The following is a 17,285-nucleotide window of genomic DNA, read 5'->3' on the forward strand; positions in this document are numbered from 1 at the left end:
CGCCATGGACCCATGCATCCGCGTGCTGCCGGTCTTGCCCTGTCTGGCAGGACGGCCGGCCCCGTCCGTGCATGGCATGCTGCTGGCACGGGGGGCGGGGTCAGTGCGGGGAGGCATGCGTCCATGACGCGCCCTGGCGGGTTGCGGGATTGGAACATGGAAAGATCAGATGCCCAGCTGGTGCTCGCAGTATTCCAGCAGGGGCAGGGTGGTGGTGTGCCGGTCGTCGAACTGCGTGGACAGCTGGACGTGACGGGCCAGTGACAGCAGGGTCCAGCCCTCGATGGCCGTCATGTCCACGTGCGGGGTATCCTGCCGGAAGCCGTCAGTGAGGGCCTGCTGGTGCGCCTGCAGGGCGTGCAGGCTGCCATGATGGCGCAGTGCGTCTTCCATCAGGTGGGCCACGAAGTTGCCCACGTCCAGGGCAGGATCGCCCAAGCAGAACAGGTCGAGGTCCAGCCAGGTGAGCCGCTCGCCGTCCACCAGGATCTGGTCGGCGTAGCAGTCGCGGTGAATGCCGGTAGGCGCCGTGGTCGGCAGGCGTCTGGCCAGCCTGCGGGTGGCCGGGATCAGCGCACGGATGCGTTCGGCCCAGGCAGGGCGGGCTTCGGCCGCCTTTTCCAGGCGGCCGTGCAGCATGTCCAGTTCGTCCTCCAGCGTCCAGCGGCGGCTGGGATCGATGGGGGGGGCGCCGGTTGCGGGCTGGCCGTTGCGGGCAGCGTCCAGCAGCTGGCCGCCTGCCCGGTGCAGCGCGGCCAGGGCCTGGCCGATCCGGAAGGACAGGCCCGGGTCGCTGCCGGGGCGGATGAGGTGGCTGGCCATGGTGCCGGGTACCCTGCGCTGCAGCCACAGGCGCTGTTCGGGCAGGATGGCGAGCGCCTCGGGCAAGGCTACCCAGGGCAGGTCGAAGCCATGTTCGTACAGGGCCTTCTGCACGGCAAAGCCATGCCGGTCGGCGCCCTTGAAGCGCAGTTTGCCCAGCAGTTCGATGCGGGTGGTGGCCGTTGCAGCCGGGGCTGCGCCGGGCGTGGCACAGCCGGCCGTTGCAGGCGTGGCGGGCGTGTCCGGGGCAGGGATGCCTGCGGTGGATGTGCCTGCAGTGGATGTGCGGGTGGTTTCGGCAGGGACACGATGGATCAGGGTGTAGTCCAGCAGGGCGCGGCGGCCGGCCTTGTGGCGCAGCACGCGTACCGGTTCCAGCTGCCAGTCGCCGGCCGGCAGATGCAGGGCGTCCAGCAGCAGCGGCTGCATGAGGGTGCGGTCGGTCTGGGGCCAGCTGGAAGGCGTGTTCCCGGTGCCGGGGGCGCCGGCGGTAACGGGCGTGTGTCCGGCCTCCGCTGCTGCAGGATGGGCTGGTGCCGGCCTCATCGATGAGGTCTCCCGGCCTGTCGTCTCCGCGGCGACAGCGCCGGTTGTCGTGGACGGCAGGGATGTGGAAGGGGGTTCTGTCGTGCCGGCCGGCGCCGTCGCGGCGTGCAGGGGTGCGGGCTGCAGCTGGGCGGCCAGGTATTCGGCCAGGGCCACGATCTGTTCCATCTGTTCGGGCCATGACGGGCGGCGGCGCCGGAAGCCCTCGGGGGCCAGACGCAGCAACCCTGCCACGGTATGCCAGCCGGCACGCCGGCGGGTGTGGGGAGCCCGTGCCGACAGGGTGGCCGGCAGGGGGCTGCTGGCGTCGATGCCGCGGGCCAGGGCGTCGTGGACGGTATCGAGCAGGTCGGCCAGGGTATCGGGGGTGGGGGCGGTGCGGCTGCGGCCCAGATACTGGGTGGCCAGACGGGCCAGCAGCGAGCCGGCATCGGCCATCGGGTCGCCCAGGGCGGCATTGTCCCAGTCGATGAACTGCAGCTGGCCGAGCGGATCGCGCACCATCTGCTCCAGTGACAGGTCGCCATGGGTAATGCAGGGCTGCCAGCCGGTGCTGGCCTGCTGCAGGGCCTGGGCCGTCCGGTCGGCCAGGCTGTGGGCGCGTCCGCCCAGCGCCGGAAGCAGCCGGGCAATGCTGCCGGCTGCCCGGGTCAGGGCATCGATGTCATCGGCCACGGTACGGTGCATGGGGTGCGCGATGCGGGCCTCATGCAGCTCACCCAGGCGCAGGCCAATGTCGGCAAAGAGGCCCAGGTCCAGCTGGGGCATGTCGGCCGATGGCACTTCTCCGTGTGCAGACAGCTCCTGCACGGCGCGCGCGGTGTCGTTGCCCAGCATGTCCAGGCTCTGGCCGCGCTGCCAGGGCATGACCAGAAAATGCCGGGTAGCCCCCACGGCCAGGGGGGCCGTTCCCTGAAAGGCACGGGCCAGCCGGGCACCGGCCTCGGTGGCGGGGAATTCCCGTTCGGTGCAGGCGCGCAGCACGCCCACCGGGCGCGACCCCTGCCGCAGCTGCAGCACCATGCGCCGCTCGGGCTTGTAGCGCAGCACGTGGGCTTGGATTTCGCGTTCGTACAGGTGCTGTTCGATGCCCAGGTCATCGGGCAGCGGCTGGGTACCGTCGAGGGTGCCGGGGGTGTTCAGCAGGGTGCCCAGGGCGGTGATGCGGCGGTCGTGCACGGCGCTGGCCAGCAGCAGCCGCGTGCGGGGCAGGACGTGTGCCGAGAAGCGGCCGTCGAGGGCGGCGCGTTTCTGCAGGCGTGCGGCGTGCTGGTCCCAGTCGGGATTGGAGGCGGTGAGTGCCCGGGCGAAGGCATGCTGGGTGCGCCCCAGTGTGTCGATGACGCGCAGGCCGGCCATGCAGCTGGTGCCTGGCTTGTAGCGCAGGTAATCGATGCGGATGCGCGCCACGTCGGCGGCCGGCATCTGGCGGCCGACTTCGTCGAGCAGCGCTTCTTCGTCCAGCAGCAGCCCCAGTCCGGGCAGGTCGGTGTCCCGGGCGATCAGGGCATGGTCGGCGTCGTTCAGGGGGCTGCTCTGTCTGGCAGGGGGCTGGTTCATCCGGTGTCCTTGGGGCGGAATCAGGCGCGTTGCGCCGCGGATGACATGGTAGCGGTTTCCGGTCCGGTGCCACGGCTGCTGGCGCGGGCAGCCTCTCCGGCACTGGCACTGGCACTCGCACTCGCACTGGTATCGGTACCTGCACCGGCGGCGCCTCCCGTGGACGTGCCAGTGGAAGTGCCCGTGGTGTTTGCGGTGGCGCCGTCGCCCTCACCGACAGCCTTGCGGTGCAGCTGCCAGAGGGCGGCGTAGGGGCCTTTGCGGGCCAGCAGTTCGTCGTGGGTGCCCGATTCGGCAATGCCGCCCTGGTCCACATAGACGATGCGGTCGGCCCCGGCCGCCAGATCGAGGTCGTGGGTGATCATCAGCGCGGTGCGGTTGTCGATCAGGCGTTCGATGGCGTGGCGCACCACGGCCTCGCTGGCCCGGTCCAGCCCGGTGGTGGGTTCGTCCAGCACCATGACCGGACAATGCCGCAGGGCCAGCCGGGCAATGGCCAGCCGCTGGCGCTGGCCGCCCGACAGGGTGGCGCCGCGTTCGCCGATGACGGTGTCGTAGCCCTCGGGCAGGGCCATGATGAAATCGTGCGCGTTGGCCATTTTTGCGGCGGCGATGATTTCCTCGTCGCTCACCTCGCGGCCGGCGGCGCAGGTCAGGTTGTCGCGCACGCTGGCGGCAAACAGCAGCGCGTCCTGCGGCAGCAGGCCGATCTGGCGACGGACCGAGGCGGTCTTCCAGTGGCGGATGTCGGTACCGTCGATTTCCACGCTGCCTTTCTGCGGATCGTACAGGCGCAGCAGCAGCACGGTGAGCGTGGATTTGCCGATGCCGGACGGCCCCACCACCGCCACGTGTTCACGCGGGGCCAGCACCAGATCGAGTCCATGGAAAATGGAACGTGATTCGGCATCGTACGAAAAATGCAGGTCACGAAAATGCACGGCACCCTCGAAGGCCGGGGCGGTTTTGGCGCCCTTGCGGTCGATGATGTCGGGTTTTTCTTCCAGAATGTCGCTGATGCGTTCGGCCGAGGCCAGTGCCTTCGAAAGCCGGCCGGCATATTTGGCATATTCGCGCACCGGACGCATGGAGTTCTTCAGGTACGAAATGAATACCAGCAGGTCACCGGCGGTGAGTGCGCCGGCCAGTACCTGCAGGGCGCCCTGCCACAGCACCAGGGCAGTGGCCACGGCCACCAGCAGGTCGATCGAGCGCTCCAGCCCGGCGGCCAGCCGCTTGGTGTTCATGTCGGCATGCGCAGCCTGGCCGTCGTTGCCATGAAAGAGCCGCGAGAAGCTGTCTTCCAGCACCAGCGACTGCACGGTGCGGATGGCCGACATCGATTCCGACGCCGTGGCGGCCAGCGAGCCTTCGCGGGTGCGCTGGCGGCGGCTGGCCTCGTGAATCAGTTTGCTGCTGCGTTTGGCCGAGAACCACATCACCGGCAGCGGAATCAGCGACAGCAGTGCCAGCCGCCAGTTCAGCATGAACATCACGGCAAACATGCCCACCAGGATGAACACGTTGGCCAGCATCGGCAGCAGGGCCGACACGGTCACTTCACGCAGCTGGCCCACGTCGTTGACCAGGCGCAGGGCCAGATCACCACTGCGCTGGCGCTGGTGAAAGGCCAGTGACAGCCGCAGCAGCCGGTTGTAGAGCACATTGCGCACGCGGCTCAGCACCACGTTGCCGATGCGCGCAAAGCCCACCGTCGACAGAAAGCCGGCCAGTGCCCGCAGCGCGGCAAACACCACCACCGACACTCCGGCCAGCACGATGACGCCCATGATGCCCAGGTCCGCCACCATGCCGGTCACCCAGCCGGCAGCGGCCGGTGCCTCGTGCGAGCCGGTCTTGCCGCCCAGCACGTGGTCGATCACGAAGGCCAGCGGCCAGGGTTCGGCCACGCGCATCAGCGTGCTGAGCAGCAGGGCGGTGAGGGAGCCGGCCAGCAGCGGCCCCTGGCCCTTCATGAAGGGCCGGAAGCGCTTCAGCACGCGGCGGATGGGGTGGCGGGAGGCGGCTTTGTTGTCCTGGGGCACGGCGATGACGGGGTGAATGGATGGAAGGGCCGGCCACGGAGCCGGCAGCGAGGGCAGGGACATCCCGCCGGCAGGGCGGGGCGTCCGGCGCTATTGTGCGGGATGGGGCGGATACCGGGCATGGCGACGATGCTGCCGGGGTGGTACCGGGCGCCCCGAGCAGCGCCGGTGCAGTGCGGTGCCACCAGCAGGGGCAGCGCAGGACGCGCCGGTGCATGATGTGCGGCTGCACGCCGGCGCCCGGCCCGGCCGGATCAGGCCGCCCGCTCCGACGCGGCCGTGGCCCCGGCAATGTCCAGCAGCCGGGCGGTGACGGCGTCCCAGCTGTGCTCGGCCAGAACGCGGGTGCGGCCCCGCTGGCCCATGGCCCGGCGTTCGGACGGGTTTTCGAGCAGGCGGGCCATGGCGGCGGCAAAGGCGTCCGGATCGCCGGGGGGCACCAGCAGGCTATCGACACCATCGAGCACCACGGTATCGAGATGGCCCACACGGGTGGTTACCACCGGCAGTTCGGCGGCCAGATACTCGTAGATCTTGAGCGGCGAGAAATAGAAATTCTGCTGCTGCGGGTAGGGGGCGGTGGCAATGTCCATGCGGGCCAGCAGGGCAGGTACCTCGCGGGCCTGCACGGCGCCGGTGAACTCGCAGTGACCCAGCAGCCCCTGGGCGGTGAGGGCCGATTCCATGTTGACGCGCTCCGGACCATCACCCACCACCAGCAGCCGTGTGCGGGGGTGCTGGCGGTGCAGGCGGGCAAAGGCGTCCACCAGCATCGGCAGGCCATGCCAGGGCTTGAGCGTGCCCAGAAAGCCGATGACGGTTTCATCCTCGCCGGCGGCGGCCTGAGCGTGGCGGGCCTGACGGCGGGCCGCGCTGTCGTCGTACGGGGCCGGATCCACGCCATTGGCCACCACGTGCACGCGTCCGCGCGTGCCGGGCCAGGTGTGCAGATAATCGGCCACGCCCGGCGAGACGGCCACCAGGGCACTGGCCCGCGAGAAGGCCGACGCGGCCATGGCCTGTGCCTCGGTTTCGAGCACCAGCCCGCGGTGGGTGCGCTGTTCCTCGATCAGCGGGGCATTGACCTCCAGCACGCCGGGAATGTGCTGGACGCGCGCCCAGCGCATGCCCACGTCACTCCAGAGCGAATAGCGCTCGTAGACGAGGTCGAAGGGGCCATGCTCATAGAGCAGGGCCGCAATGCGGGGATGGGACTGCAGGGCGGCGTGGGCACGCTTTTCCGGATCGCCCTGCGGCAGCTCGGGCAACTGCACGCAGGCTGCGCCCTCCAGCCCCGGGGGTATCGGGCCGTCGAAACGGGTGGCAAACAGGGTGACACGGTGGCCGGCCTTCAGGGCCGCGCGCACGACCGACTGCACGTGAATCGAGGCACCCTTGGTGCCGAAGACGGGAATGCCGGCGTCGGTGCAGAGATAGGCGATATGTTTCATGAACGCTCCGGGCTGGACAGGGGGTGATCGGCAACGGTCTGCACGCTCTGCGCAAACAGGGCGCGCAGCTGGCCGGTGTTGTGGTGAACGTCGTATTCGCGCTCGACGAGGGCGCGGGCTGCGTCGGCCATCTGCCGGGCCCTGGCCGGGTTGGCCAGCAGCGTGGCGATGGCGTCGGCCAGGGCGGCGGCATCCTTCGGCGGGACGCACAGGCCAGTGATCTGGTCTCGCACCAGTTCGGGAATGCCCACTACCCGGGTGGACACGCAGGGGGTGCCGAGGGCCATGGCTTCCACCAGGATGGTGGGCAGGCCGTCACGGTCGCCCCCCTCGCTGATGATGCAGGGGGCCACCAGCATGGCCGATTCGCGCAGCAGCGCGGTGATCTGTGGCAGCGTGCGCACGCCGGCCAGCTGGACCCGGTCGTGCAGCCGGTGGGTGTCGATCAGCTGCTGCAGGATGGGGCGCATCGGGCCATCGCCCACGAGGGTGCACCGGCAGTCCACCCCCTGGTCGCGCAGCAGGGCCATGGCCTGGACCAGCCACGGAAAGCCCTTCTTCTCGACCAGGCGGCCCACGGCCAGCACGTGATGTGGGCGGTTGACCGGAGGCTGATAGTCGAAGGCCGACAGATCCAGCCCGTTGTAGATGCGGTGCGAGCGGGCCGGATCGGCGTGGAAGTGGGTGCGCAGGTACTGCAGGTTGTAGTCCGACACCGTGACGGTGAAGGCGGCGTCACGGATTTTCAGGTCGAGCTGCACCGGCTCTTCGTACTGGTGGTAGATGTCCTTGGCGTGCGCGGTGAAGCTGTAGTGGATATCGGCAAAGGCGGCCGCCAGCCGGGCCACGGTGGCGGCCTGCGTGCCGAAGTGGGCGTGCAGGTGTTTGAGGCCCGCCGCCCGGACTTTCATGGCGAGAATCAGCGCCTGGCCCACGGTGACCCAGTCGTGGTCATCGGCCAGGTGGGCCAGGCGGCGAAACGCCGGCAGGGCCTTGCGGGCCTGCACGATCAGCTGCCAGTACAGTTCGGTGTCGTGGAACTGGTGACGGATGCGGCGCACCGGCGCCCGCACGCGGGAGATGGCTTCCTGGAAGTGGGTCTCGCTGACGGGGCCGAGCGCGAAGATCTCGACCTGCACCCCGGCCTTTTCGAGGGCGAGGATTTCATTGACCACGAAGGTCTCGGAAAAACGGGGGTAACGCTTCAGCACATAGCCAACGGCAAGCGGTGCGTTCGGGGCGGACATGGAGGGTTCCTGGGAAAAGGTGTCGATGGCGGAGGTATTTGCTGGCCATCGGAAGGGGCGTGAGCAGACGAGGGGTTCAGGGGCCGGGTGGTGCACCGTCCGGAGGGGCCGGATTGTCCGGTGATGCCTGCAGCAGGCCGGCCGCAAGGGTGGCAACCCGCTGCAGGCCGGAAAAGTCGAGCACCTCGCGCGCGCGCGGCCGGGGGGATGGCGAGGCGGCGCCGGCCAGCCAGGCGCCCACCCGTTCGGGGCTGAGTTCGTCGGGGTGCAGGCAGTGCACGAGGCCAAGATCCGCTAGCCGGCGGGCACGCAGCCACTGTTCCTCGCGCGGCACCACGCGGGGAACCAGCAGGGTGTTCTTTTCGAGCGCCAGCACTTCCATCGTGCTGTTGTAGCCGGCCATGGCTACCACGGCGCTGGCTGCGCGAATCAGCGCCAGTGGTTCGGACGAGAACGACAGCAGCTGCAGCTCGGGCCGGTGGGCCACCAGGGCCTGCAGCCGGGCACGGGCTGCAGGCGGCATCATCGAACCGGTGAGAATGATGCCCCGCCAGCCCGCGGGCAGCGGCGCACGGGCAAAGGCCTCGGCCACGGCCAGGCCGTCCTGGCCGCCGCCCATCATGCAGAGCGCATAGGGGGGCTCGTGGGTGGCGAGGACGCTGCCGGCCATCCCGGGCGATGTGGTACCTTCCGTACGGCCTTCCTGGCGCAGGCTGGCATCGAGGTAGCCCACCGGCGTGACCTGCACGCCGTGCAGGTGGTTCAGCCCGTAGGCGGCAACGGTATCGTAGAGGCGCGTGTCGCCGTAGATCCAGATGGCGTCGAACCACTGTTCCAGGGCGCTGGCATTCTGCTGCTTCTCCCACTGCCGGGCCACCACGTCGGGGGTGTCGATGATGTCGCGCAGCCCCAGCACGATGCGGGTGCCACGGGCGCGCAGCACGGGCAGCACGGTGTCCAGCTCGGCCAGGGCGCCGCGCGGCACGTTGTCGACGATGAACAGCCCGGGCGCAAAGGCGGTGAGGGCGGCCAGAATGGTCCGGGCGCGCAGGTCGATCAGTTCCTGCAGCGACAGGCCCAGCGCACGCGGGCGGTAGCTGCCGTCGGGCTGCTTCTGGTAGGCCGGCAGCGTGATGCTGTCGATGCCCTTCGGCAGCGGAAATGCGCCCGATTCGCGAATGCCGGAGACCAGCAGCACGTCGGCCGACAGCGGTGGCCGGATCAGTGTCTGGGCCAGCAGCGTGTTGCGGCGGATGTGGCCCAGTCCCATGGTGTCATGGGAGTACAGGGCAATGCGCGGGACTGTGCGGGTAACGGAGGATCGGGGCATCTTGCGTGCAGGTGGTTGTGCGGGGAAGGATTCCCGCCCGGGGAGCTGTGCGCCAGCGGCGGCGTGCCGGGCGAGGCGGCCTGTGCTCCACGGGTTTCCCTGCATTGTCTCCCATCCGGCATGAACCAGCCTTGACAGACCGGTTCATGATTCGTTCAGACAGGGTTGTTTAGGATGCTGTTCATGGTCCCCGTGGGTGTTCGCATGTTCAAGTGGATTTTCCCTTCCGTTGCCGTCGCCCTTCTGGGCGTGTCCGTGGCTGCCATGGCCGCACCGCAGCACGACGACGTGCGCAAGGCCGTGACGGCAGGGCGCTTTCGTCCGCTGGCGGACATTCTGGAAATGGTCCAGAAAAAGTACAGCGGCAATGTGCTGGACGTGGAACTGGACCGCGATGAGGCGGGCCGTCATATTTATGAGGTCAAACTGCTGGACGCCAATGGCCGCCGGCGCGAAATTCACATCGATGCCGTCTCCGGCCAGGAAGTGCGTCGCAGCAGCAGTGGCAACGTGAGCAGCCTGCCCGAGATGCTGCGCCGCGTGCTGGCGCGCTATCCGGGGCTGGTGGTGGATGTGGATCTCGAGCGCGGCCGCCAGGGGCGCGAGGTGTACCAGGTGCGCGTCCGTCAGGACGATGGTCTGGTGCGCGGCGTGTTCGTCGACGCCGCTTCGGGCGAGCTGCTCTCCGACATGGGCAGCATGGATCCCGGCAACGACATGAAATCGCTGCCCGAACTGCTCGATGTCGTGCTGCAGCGCTACCCGGGCACGGTGCTGGAGGCCGAACTGAAATACGACCGGGACACGCGGCCCGTCTATGAGGTCGATCTGCGCCTGCTCAACGACACGCTGATCGAGGTGACCCTCGATCCGGTGACGGGACGGGTGCTCGACGAAGAGGAAATCGAGGTGCGCTGATGCGGGTACTGATCGTTGAAGATGACCGTGAGCTGGCCGAAAGCCTGGCCCGTGTGCTGGACGAGTCCGGCATGGTGGCGGAAATTGCCACCAATGGTCGCGAGGCCGATTTTCTCGGCTGCACCGAAAAATATGATGCAGCCGTGCTCGATCTCGGCCTGCCCGAGCTGGACGGCGTGTCGGTGCTGCAGCACTGGCGCGAGCAGGGGCGCCGTTTTCCGGTGCTGATTCTCACCGGGCGCGGTCGCTGGAGCGACAAGCTTTCGGGCTTTGGTGCCGGTGCCGACGACTACCTCACCAAGCCCTTCATGCACGAGGAAGTGGTGCTGCGGCTGCGGGCGCTGATGCGTCGCGCCTATGGCCATGCCGAGCCCGTGCTGCAGGTGGGGCCGCTGTCGTACGACACGCATCAGGGCCGTTTTTCCATGGAAGGCAAACGCCTCGGCTTTACCGCCCAGGAAGAGCGCATCCTGGCCTACCTGATGCACCAGCCCGGCGTGGTGCTGAGCCGGGCCGACATTTCCGAGCATGTGTATGCGCGTGACTCCGACCCCGATTCCAATGCCATCGACGTGCTGATCAGCCGCATTCGCCGCAAGCTCGGCGCGCCGATGATCCGCACCGTGCGGGGCCGCGGATTTGCCCTGGTTCTGCCCGACGAGGGTGCCGATGAGGACGCCCTGTCGCAGGATGAGCCGACATGACCCTGCCGCCCATGGGCCTGGCCCAGCGCCTGATGCTGCTGGGGATGCTGGCCGTCGTGCTGTCCACCACGGTGGGCGGGCTGCTGCTGCGCGAGCAGCTGCATGCCGTCATCCTGCGGAGCATGGCCGGATCGCTGGGCGAGCGGGCCGACCGCATTGCGGCCGGCATGCGTCTCGACCGCGACGGCACGCCCTCGCTCGATCACCGGCTGGTCAACGACGAATTCCGTTTCGTCTTTTCCGGGTGGTACTGGCAGCTGGAAGAGGGCGGGACGGTGCACCGCTCCCGTTCGCTCTGGGACAGCCGGCTGGAAACCCCCACCGACCGGCACGTTGCCGGTTCCGACGTGCTGCTGCTCACCTACGGGCCGCGTGACGAGCTGCTCTATGGCCTGGTGCGGCCCCTGAGCATCCAGGGCCACGATTACCGGCTGTTCGTCTACGGACCGGCCGGTCCCTCGCGCAAGGACATGGTGTTCATCGACCGGTTTCTGGTGGTGATGCTGGGCGGCCTGGCGGCGGCGCTGCTGGCGGGCATGTATTTTCAGGTGCGCCTGGGCCTGCGCCCGCTGCGCCGGCTGCACGACCGGCTGCAGGGCATCCACGCCGGTGAGCACGACCGGGTGGGAACGGGGTATGGCCCCGATCTCGACCCGCTGGCAGCCGAAGTGGATGAAGTGCTCGAACGCAACGCGCGCATCGTGATGCGTGCGCGGGGCAATGCGGCCGATCTCAGCCATGCGCTGAAAAAGCCGCTGGCACTGCTCAATGCCCAGTCGCGCGATGGCTCGCTCGTGGCGGCCAGTGTGCAGAAGCAGGTCGAGACGATGAACCGGATGATCGAGCGTCATCTGGCCCGGGCAGGCAGTGGCGCAGGGGACGTGCGGCGCATCGATGTGGGCGAGTGCCTGAAAGGACTGCTCGGGCTGATGAAAATGCTGCACGCCTCGCGCAGCCTCGACTGGCGGCTGGACTTGCCGGGCGCGGTGCACTGGCGCGGTGAAAGCACCGACCTGGAAGAAATGCTGGGCAACCTGCTGGACAACGCCGGCAAATGGGCCCGCAGCCAGGTATGGGTGACGCTGCAGGTGTTCCGTCAGGCCACGAATGAACAGGAAGGCATGGCCTCACGTACCGGATTCGTGGCGATCTGCATCGACGACGATGGCGAGGGCCTCGACGACGATGAAATCGCCCGGGCCCGCCGGCGGGGCGAGCGCTTCGACGAAAGCACCGAGGGCAGCGGTCTGGGCCTGGCCATTGCCTCCGACATTGCCGAAACCTACGGGGGACGGCTGGATCTGGGCAGAAGCCCGCTGGGTGGACTGCAGGTGATGCTGCGTCTGCCCCGGTGAAAACGCGGTACCGGCGGATAAACGGGTTGCGCCCGGCTGAACGGGTCATGGACGAACGGGGGCATGACATGCGTAACCGGGCTGCATGCGGCCGGATCCGTTTTCCGGCGCGCACCGGACATGCATTGCTGGCCGGGCTGGTTTTTCCGGTCATTGACTCCTTCTTCAGAAACAGGAAAACAAAATGAACATCGTCATCGTTGGGTCTGGCTACGTGGGTCTGGTCACAGGTGCCTGCCTGGCAGAAAAGGGTCAGCACGTGACCTGTGTGGACATCAGCGAAAGCCGCATCGAAGGACTGAAGCGCGGCGTGGTGCCCATTTACGAACCGGGCCTGGACGAGATCATCGACCGCAATGCAAAGGTCGGCCGTCTCGAATTCACCACCTCGCTGCCCGACGCCATGAAAAAGGCGCAGGTCTACTGCATTGCCGTGGGCACGCCTCCGGATGAGGACGGTTCGGCCGACCTGTCGCACGTGCTGGCCGTGGCCCGCGAAATCGGCCAGCACATGACCGAACGGTCGGTGATCATCAACAAGTCGACGGTGCCGGTGGGCACGGCCGACAGGGTGCGCGCCGCCGTGGATGCCGAGCTGGCCAGACGCGGCGTGCAGATCGAATTCGACGTGGTGTCCAACCCCGAATTCCTGAAGGAAGGTGTGGCCATCAAGGACTTCATGGAACCGGACCGCATCGTGCTGGGGGTGGAATCTGGCCATGCCCGCCAGGTGATGGATGAACTGTATGCCCCCTTTGCGCAGGAAGGGGCGCGCATCATCCACATGCGGGTACGCGACGCCGAAATGACCAAATACGCTGCCAACGCCATGCTGGCCACCCGCATCTCGTTCATGAACGAGATTGCCGGCCTGTGCGAGCGCCTGGGGGTGGACGTGGAAAGCGTGCGCGAGGGCATCAGTGCCGACCCGCGCATCGGCACCCGCTTCATCCGTCCGGGTGCAGGCTATGGTGGTTCATGCCTGCCCAAGGACGTGCGCGCACTGGCGCGCATGGCGCATTCGGCCGGCTTCGACCCGGTGCTGCTGTCGGCCGTGGAGCATCGCAACGACCAGCAGAAGAGCCGCCTGTACGAAATGGTGAGCAGCGAACTGGGTGACGACCTGCGTGGCAAGACGGTGGCCGTATGGGGGCTGGCGTTCAAGCCGGGGACCGACGACATGCGCGAGGCGCCCAGCATCACACTGGTGGAATCGCTGCTGAAGGCCGGTGCCCTCGTGCGGGCCTATGACCCCGAGGCCACCGAAACGGCACGCCGCGCCATGCCGCAGGATCCGCAGGCCGAAGGCACGCTGCGCTTCATGACCGAACAGTATGAGGCTGTGGAGGGTGCCGATGCGCTGGTGCTGGTGACCGAGTGGCCGCAGTTCCGCGCGCCGGATTTTGCGCGCCTGCGCACGCAGATGCGCTACCCGGTGGTGATCGACGGCCGCAACCAGTACCAGCCGGACGAAGTGCGCGAGATGGGGTTCCGCTACCAGAGCGTGGGCCGGCCGTGAGCGGTAGCCCCGCCGTGGCCGGCATGGCCGTGGTTGGCATAGCCGGGGCAGATATGGCCGGGACAGATATGGCTGCGTGAGGCGCCATCGTCTCTGGCCGGAAAGCCGGTGACCGGCCTTTGGCTGGGCAGTGGCGTCAGGAAACCTTGCCCCGTGCCGCCGGCGGGTTGTGCCGGCGGTAGTCCAGAATGCCTCGCGCGATGGCGCGGGCCAGACGGTCCTGATAGGCAGGGTCGCGCAGGCGTCTTTCCTCGTCGGGGTTGCTGATGAAGGCGGTTTCCACCAGCACCGACGGCACGTCCGGCGAGCGCAGCACCGCAAAATTGGCCTGTTCCACCTGCCCGCGGTGCAGCTTGCCGATCTGGCCCAGCTCGTTGAGCATGCGGCCGGCCAGTACCTTGCTGTCGCGGATCTGTGCAGTGGTGTAGAGATCCATCAGCAGGCTGGCGGTTTCCGGCATGCTGGTGGTGCGGATGTTCACCCCGCCGATCAGGTCGGCCTTGTTCTCGTTGCGGGCCAGCCATTTGGCGCCCACACTGGTGGCACCGTGGCTCGACAGCACGAACACGGATGAACCACTGGCATCGGGCTTGACGAAGGCGTCGGCGTGGATGGACACGAACAGGTCGGCGCGCACGCCCCGTGCCTTGTTCACGCGCTTGACCAGCGGCACATAGTAGTCGTCGTCGCGCGTCATGATCACGCGCAGGTTCTCTTCCTTCGCCAGCAGCTTGCGCACCCGGTGCGCCACGGCCAGCACCACGTCTTTCTCGTGCGTGCCCTTCGGGCCGGTGGCACCGGGATCCTCGCCGCCATGACCGGGGTCCAGCGCCACGGTGAAGATGCGGGCCACCTCTTCCTGCGCCGGCTGGCGGCCGCCAGTGGCGGGCGCCGATGACGGGGAGCCGCCTTTCTGCCCGTTGCGGCGCTGGCCGCCGCGGGCATCGGCGTGCTGGCGTGCCTCGGGCGCAGACCTGCCCGGGGCTCCGCCCTTGCCCTGGGCGCTGCCTTCCTTCTGCGCCTCGGCGGCCGAGGCGATCAGCTGGTCGAGCGTGTCGTCGGCATGCTTCGGATAGAAGTCCAGCACCAGCCGGTGCTGGTAGTTGCCCGTGGGCTTGAGCGTGAACACCTGCGGCGCCACCGGCTGCTTCAGGTCGAAGACGATGCGCAGGGTTTCGGGGTTGAACTGGCCGATGCGCACCTGCCGCACGAACGGATCCTGCGTGCTGATGCGCGACAGCAGCTCGCGCACCTTCGATTCGACCTGCAGCCCCTCCAGATCGAGAATGACCCGGTTGGGGTTGTCGATCAGCCGGGCACGGAAGGGGATGGCCTGGGTCAGCTCGAAGGTGACCCGGGTGTACTCGCGCGACGGCCACATGCGCACGGCCGCAATGCCGTGACGGGTGTCGGTTCTGCCGGATACGCCGGATGGCGTGGTGCTGTTGAGTGCCGTGCGCTGCAGGGATGGCTGGGCAGCATGGCTTGTGTCGCCTGCATGGCGCGTGCTGCCTGTATGGTTCGTGCCACTGGATGAGGACGACCCGTTGCTGGCCGTGGCAGTGTACCGGGTGGTTGTGTCCGAACCGGTCCTGCCACTGGTGCCGGTGGACGAGGATGAACTCTGATGGGCCGAGACAGATTTTTTGCTGGATGACGCAGACTTGCTGCCGGATGAGGCAGATTTCCCGCTGGATGAGGCAGGTTGGTTGCCGGATGACGTGGCTTTGCCGTGGGATGCAGCCGTTTTGCTGCCGCCCGATGCGGCAGTGCGGCCCGACGAAACGCTTCTGCCTCCCGTCGATGCGGCAGCCGTGCGCACGCCGGTGCTGCCCTGGGCACTGCCCGGGCGCTTCGAGGGGTGGCTGACCCGGATGGGCGCCGAGGCCTCGACGGCGCGCAGGGGCAGCAGCAGCGGTGTCGCCAGGCCCAGCGTCAGCAGGCGTCGGCGGCTGCGAGGTGTTTGGCGAGCGTCGTCAGACATGTTGCTCCGGCTGCGCTGTGCGCATGGGCCTCCAGTTGGCGCGCCTCGACATCGTCGGTGAGCGCGAGTCTCAGATCCAGATCGGCACCGGGCAGGGCACCTTCGGCCTGCTCCGGCCACTCCACCAGCATCAGCCCCGCACCGGCAAAGATGTCGTCGAAGCCGGCGTCGAACCACTGGTCTGGCGAAGAGAACCTATATAAATCAAAGTGGTAGATGTTGAACTTCGGTAGATTATAAGATTCGAGCAGGGGGTAGGTGGGGCTCTTGATACGCCCTTTTACGCCCAGCGCACGCAGCAGGGCCCGGGCTAGCGTGGTCTTGCCGGCGCCCAGATCCCCCCGCAGGGTGATCAAAAAGGCTTGTTTGCCAAGGTCTTGCGTGGACAGGGCGGCAGCCAGGGCCTCGGCCCAGTGTCCGGTTTGCCGTTCGTCGGCCAGATGAAAGTGTTGCAAGGTTGTTTCCGCAGCTGTTGGTTTTTCGCCCTTATTCTGGCAAAAACGACAGGGATGATGTTCATGCGTGTTACGGGGCTGTCCCGTCTGCCCCGAAGGCGTGATGTGCGGATGAACACGCCACGACGTGCGCAGGGAGTCAGGCCGCCCGTCCGGTTCGGGCCGGACAGGCACCCTGATGCGTGCTATGGGTGCTTCGTCACCGCGCTGGCCCTGTCCATGTGCCGACAAGGCGCCACGCAGGCAAGGCTGGCCCCGACCATGTGCAGGAAGGGGGCTGGCTATTTTCGGGCAGATCGAGGGAAGCTGTGAAGCAGGGGAAGCCGTGAAGACTGACGAAACCGATGGACAGCAGGCCGATGTGGCGGATTCCGTGGCCGGCAGGGCAGTGGCCGCGACCCCGGGTACGACGGCCGCCACCGCCGCGCTGCTGGACGAGGCGCAGATGCAGATACGCCAGTTCTGCGATGCCCTGTGGCTGGAGGACGGCCTGTCGAAGAACACGCTGGAAGCCTACCGGCGCGACCTGCTGCAGCTGGCGCGCTGGCTGGCCGTGCCGGCCCGGGGCGTGGCGCTGGTGGCGGCTTCGGAGGCCGACCTGCTGGCCTGGCTGGCGGCCCAGCACGGGCAGGGCAAGCCCAGTTCGGCCAACCGGCGGCTGACGGTGTACAGGCGCTTCTATCGCTACCTGCTGCGGGGTGGCGTGCGCCAGGACGATCCCACCCTGCGCATCCAGGCCATGAAGCAGCCGGGACGCTTTCCGGACACACTGTCGGAAGCCCAGGTGGAGGCGCTGCTGGCGGCCCCCGATGTCGAAACGGTGCTGGGGCTGCGCGACCGCACGATGCTGGAAGTGCTGTACGCCACGGGCCTGCGGGTGTCCGAGCTGGTGGCCCTGCGGATGGCCGAGGTGTCGATGGTCGACAGCCTGGTGCGCATCGTGGGCAAGGGCGACAAGGAACGGCTGGTGCCGCTGGGCGAGGAGGCGCGTGCCTGGCTGGTGCGCTACCTGCAGGAATCGCGGCCGCGGCTGCTGGGCGCGCATCAGGCCGATGCCGTGTTCGTCACGCAGCGGGGAGCGGGCATGACACGCCAGATGTTCTGGGTGCTGATCAAGCGCCATGCGCTGAAGGCGGGCATTGCCGCGCACCTGTCGCCCCACACGCTGCGCCACGCCTTTGCCACGCACCTGCTCAACCATGGTGCCGACCTGCGGGTGGTGCAGGTGCTGCTGGGGCATGCCGATATTTCCACCACGCAGATCTATACGCACGTGGCCCGCGCCCGGCTCAAGACGCTGCATGCGCAGCATCATCCGCGGGGGTGAGTGCGCGCATAACATGCGCTGG

Annotated in this window: 12 protein-coding genes; 5 read left to right on the plus strand and 7 right to left on the minus strand. The window is 68.0% G+C overall.

The annotated features are described in order from the left end of the window. Positions 1–165: 165 nt before the first annotated feature. The 5 genes from EHV23_RS01140 to EHV23_RS01160 form a co-directional block, all read right to left on the minus strand. Positions 166–2,928 (minus strand): phosphotransferase, encoded by a 2,763-nt coding sequence (locus EHV23_RS01140; protein ID WP_125094347.1) that lies wholly within the window; start codon positions 2,926–2,928, stop codon positions 166–168. A gap of 20 nt (positions 2,929–2,948) precedes the next feature. Next, positions 2,949–5,036, minus strand: a complete 2,088-nt coding sequence (locus tag EHV23_RS01145; protein ID WP_238990222.1) for an ABC transporter ATP-binding protein — start codon at positions 5,034–5,036, stop codon at positions 2,949–2,951. A 191-nt stretch (positions 5,037–5,227) separates the two neighbouring features. Then, a complete protein-coding gene (locus EHV23_RS01150; RefSeq protein WP_125094348.1) occupies positions 5,228–6,424 on the minus strand; it encodes a glycosyltransferase family 4 protein in 1,197 nt (398 codons plus the stop codon). Then, a complete protein-coding gene (locus EHV23_RS01155; protein WP_125094349.1) occupies positions 6,421–7,671 on the minus strand; it encodes a glycosyltransferase in 1,251 nt (416 codons plus the stop codon). Before EHV23_RS01155 ends, EHV23_RS01150 begins: the two co-directional genes overlap by 4 nt. Positions 7,672–7,747: 76 nt before the next feature. Beyond that, the gene (locus EHV23_RS01160; protein ID WP_125094350.1) at positions 7,748–9,001 is read right to left on the minus strand and encodes a glycosyltransferase family protein; all 1,254 of its coding nucleotides are present in this window, start codon (positions 8,999–9,001) and stop codon (positions 7,748–7,750) included. 204 nt (positions 9,002–9,205) lie between these two features. Between EHV23_RS01160 and EHV23_RS01165 the strand changes: the two genes are divergently transcribed. From EHV23_RS01165 to EHV23_RS01180, 4 genes are all read left to right on the plus strand, one after another. After that, positions 9,206–9,919, plus strand: coding sequence for a PepSY domain-containing protein (locus EHV23_RS01165; protein WP_125094351.1), 714 nt, complete (start codon positions 9,206–9,208; stop codon positions 9,917–9,919). After that, the gene (locus EHV23_RS01170; RefSeq protein ID WP_125094352.1) at positions 9,919–10,623 is read left to right on the plus strand and encodes a response regulator transcription factor; all 705 of its coding nucleotides are present in this window, start codon (positions 9,919–9,921) and stop codon (positions 10,621–10,623) included. The genes EHV23_RS01165 and EHV23_RS01170 overlap by 1 nt, the downstream gene beginning before the upstream one ends. Next, positions 10,620–11,978, plus strand: a complete 1,359-nt coding sequence (locus EHV23_RS01175) for a sensor histidine kinase (RefSeq protein ID WP_125094353.1) — start codon at positions 10,620–10,622, stop codon at positions 11,976–11,978. Before EHV23_RS01170 ends, EHV23_RS01175 begins: the two co-directional genes overlap by 4 nt. Before the next feature lie 184 nt (positions 11,979–12,162). Continuing rightward, complete coding sequence (locus EHV23_RS01180) at positions 12,163–13,497, plus strand: UDP-glucose dehydrogenase family protein (RefSeq protein ID WP_125094354.1); 1,335 nt, start codon at positions 12,163–12,165, stop codon at positions 13,495–13,497. 136 nt (positions 13,498–13,633) lie between these two features. Here the strand turns inward: EHV23_RS01180 and EHV23_RS01185 are convergent, their stop codons facing one another. After that, positions 13,634–15,481 (minus strand): N-acetylmuramoyl-L-alanine amidase, encoded by a 1,848-nt coding sequence (locus EHV23_RS01185; RefSeq protein WP_125094355.1) that lies wholly within the window; start codon positions 15,479–15,481, stop codon positions 13,634–13,636. Beyond that, positions 15,433–15,936: a tRNA (adenosine(37)-N6)-threonylcarbamoyltransferase complex ATPase subunit type 1 TsaE gene (gene tsaE, locus EHV23_RS01190; protein WP_125094356.1), complete on the minus strand. Its 504-nt coding sequence runs from the start codon at positions 15,934–15,936 to the stop codon at positions 15,433–15,435. The genes EHV23_RS01185 and tsaE overlap by 49 nt, the downstream gene beginning before the upstream one ends. 445 nt (positions 15,937–16,381) lie before the next feature. Between tsaE and xerD the strand changes: the two genes are divergently transcribed. Further along, a complete protein-coding gene (xerD, locus tag EHV23_RS01195; RefSeq protein WP_125095446.1) occupies positions 16,382–17,263 on the plus strand; it encodes a site-specific tyrosine recombinase XerD in 882 nt (293 codons plus the stop codon). The last annotated feature ends 22 nt before the right edge of the window (positions 17,264–17,285 follow it).

It is taken from the genome of Lautropia dentalis (genome assembly GCF_003892345.1).
GTDB lineage: Bacteria > Pseudomonadota > Gammaproteobacteria > Burkholderiales > Burkholderiaceae_E > Lautropia > Lautropia dentalis.